The 2,639-nt window shown below is 75.3% G+C and carries 3 protein-coding genes; 2 read left to right on the forward strand and 1 reads right to left on the reverse strand.

All coding sequences use genetic code 11. The features are described from left to right. The coding region (locus B7L92_RS29985) for a TerD family protein (protein WP_438364033.1) at positions 1–708 on the forward strand (708 nt) is incomplete at its 5' end. A 19-nt stretch (positions 709–727) separates the two neighbouring features. On the opposite strand, the gene B7L92_RS29990 is transcribed toward B7L92_RS29985, so the two are convergent. Continuing rightward, positions 728–1,921 carry a glycosyltransferase gene (locus B7L92_RS29990; protein WP_081240496.1) on the reverse strand — a complete coding sequence of 398 codons (1,194 nt, stop codon included), beginning with the start codon at positions 1,919–1,921 and terminating at the stop codon, positions 728–730. Between the two features lie 39 nt (positions 1,922–1,960). Between B7L92_RS29990 and B7L92_RS29995 the strand changes: the two genes are divergently transcribed. Further along, positions 1,961–2,639, forward strand: a 679-nt coding sequence (locus B7L92_RS29995; RefSeq protein WP_081240498.1) for a glutamate racemase, incomplete at its 3' end; no start/stop codon positions are given.

Genomic DNA, 2,639 nt, shown 5'->3' on the forward strand with positions numbered 1-2,639 from the left:
GCCGTTTCGGTGGTCGCCCCGCCGCAGCCCGCGGCGCCTTCCGCGCCGGCCCCCGCGGCGGCGCCCGTCCGGCTGACCAAGGTGACGCTCACCAAGGCGGCCCCCGCGGTCTCGCTGACCAAGCAGGGCGGCACCTCGGGGACCCTGCACGTGAACCTCAACTGGCAGGTGCGCAAGCAGTTCTCCGGCTGGGCCGCCAAGCTGGGCCGCCCGGTCGCCACGCACTCCGACCTGGACCTCGACCTGTGCGCCCTGTACGAACTCACCGACGGCAGGAAGGGAGTCGTCCAGGCCCTCGGCAACGCCTTCGGGGCCCTGCACCAGCCCCCGTTCATCCACCTGGACGGAGACGACCGCACCGGTGCCGTGGCGACCGGCGAGAACCTCACCGTCAGCCTCGACCACAAGCACCTCTTCCGGCGCATCCTCGTCTTCGTCACCATCTACGAGGGCGCCCGCTCCTTCGCCGACCTGAACGCCACGGTCACCCTGCGGCCGCAGCACGGCGCCCCGATCGACTTCTCGCTCGACGAGTGCACCGTCCCCTCCACGGTGTGCGCGCTCGCCCTGATCACCAACACCGGCGGCGGTGACCTCGTCGTCCAGCGCGAGGCCCGCTACCTGGTGCCCGAACGGGGCGTGAGCCCGCAGCGCACCGTCGACCACGCCTACGGCTGGGGCATGAACTGGACGCCGGGCCGGAAGTGAGCCGCGGGGAACCGCCCGGTCAGCCCTCGTCGGGCACGGTGTCCGGACGGGCGTAGGTGCGGCCCTTCCAGGCCGCACCGCGCCCCCGGTGGTGCCGCACCGCGGAGTCGACCGTCATCAGCAGGTACAGGAACGCGGTGAACGGCAGCAGGGGAGCGAGCCACAGCGGCTGCCGGTAATGGCGGAGCATCGGGACGTACGTCCCCGCCATCACGAGCCAGGCCCCCGCACCGAGGGCCGCCGCGACCGGGCTCCCGGCCCCCGCCCCCACGACCACCGCCACGGGCGGCACCAGGTACACCAGGACCAGCCCGGCGACCGTACCGGCCAGCACCACCGGGCTGTGCCGCAACTGCGCGTACGCGCTGCGCGCCACCATGCGCCACAGGTCGCGCAGCCGCGGGTACGGACGCACGCTGTCCACCCGGTCCGCCAGCCCCAGCCAGACGCGTCCGCCGGCCCGCTTGACCGCCCGCGCCAGGGCCACGTCGTCGATGACGGCGTGCCGGATGGCGTCCGGGATCCGCGCCCGCCCGGCCGTCTCGGCGCGCAGCAGCACACAGCCGCCGGCCGCGGCGGCCGTCCGCGTCCCGTCCTTCCCGATCCGGCGGAACGGGTAGAGCTGCGCGAAGAAGTAGACGAAGGCCGGCACGACCAGCCTCTCCCAGAGGCTCTCCACCCGCAGCCGGGCCATCTGCGACACGACGTCGTACCCCCCGGTCCGCGCCGCCGCCACCAGCCGGCGCAGACCGTCCGGGGCGTGCGCGATGTCGGCGTCGGTCAGCAGCAGGTACTCGGGGTCGCGCGCGCGTGCCAGGGCGATGCCGTGCCGCACCGCCCACAGCTTGCCGGTCCAGCCGGCGGGCGGCTCGCCCGGGGAACCCACGGTGAGCGGCAGCCCGCCGGACCGGCGCGCGAGCTCGTGCGCGAGCTCTCCGGTGCCGTCGGTGCTGCCGTCGTCGACGAGGAAGACCTCGGCCCGCCCCGGGTAGTCCTGGGCGAGCAGGGACGGCAGGCTCGCGGGCAGCACCGCCGCCTCGTCCCGCGCGGGGACGACCACGCACACCGACGGCCACGTCCCCGGGTCGCGCGAGGGCGGGAGTCGTACGTCGGTACGCCAGAAGAAGCCCCGGCAGAGCAACAGCCACAGCCAGGCGGCGAGTGATCCGGCGGCGGTCCACACAACGGCGCTCACGTGCGCAGTCTGCCCCACGGGACCGGCCCGGAGCGGCTCATCGTCTATCGTGGCCGGGTGAAGATCGCGCTCATGGACTCCGGAATCGGCCTGCTGGCGGCCACCGTCGAGGTACGGCGCCTGCGCCCCGACGCCGATCTCGTCCTCTCCCTCGACCCCGACGGCATGCCGTGGGGACCCAGGACGCCCGAGGACCTGACCGAGCGCGCCCTGGCCGTCGCCGAGGCGGCCGCCGCGCACCGGCCCGACGCGCTGATCGTCGGCTGCAACACCGCGACCGTGCACGCGCTCACCGCCCTGCGCGCCCGCCTCGAACCGGACCTGCCGGTCATCGGCACCGTCCCGGCGATCAAGCCCGCCGCGGCCGGCGGCGGACCGCTGGCCATCTGGGCCACCCCGGCCACGACCGGCAGCCCCTACCAGAAGGAGCTGATCCAGAACTTCGCCGACGGCGTGGCCGTCGCCGAGGTGCCGTGCTGGGGACTCGCCGAGGCCGTGGAGCGGGCCGACGAGAGGGCGATCGGCGTCGCCGTCGCGGCGGCCGCCGCGCTCACCCCGAAGGACGTGACGGCCGTCGTCCTGGGCTGCACCCACTACGAGCTGGTCGCCGAGCGCATCCGGGCCGCCGTGCAGCGCCCCGCCGGCCCGTCGATCGCCCTGTACGGCTCCGCCGGGGCGGTGGCCGCCCAGGCCCTGCGCCGCATCGGTGAGCAGCCCGCCCCCGGGGCCCCGGCGG

Source organism: Streptomyces viridosporus (assembly GCF_002078235.1).
GTDB lineage: Bacteria > Actinomycetota > Actinomycetes > Streptomycetales > Streptomycetaceae > Streptomyces > Streptomyces viridosporus.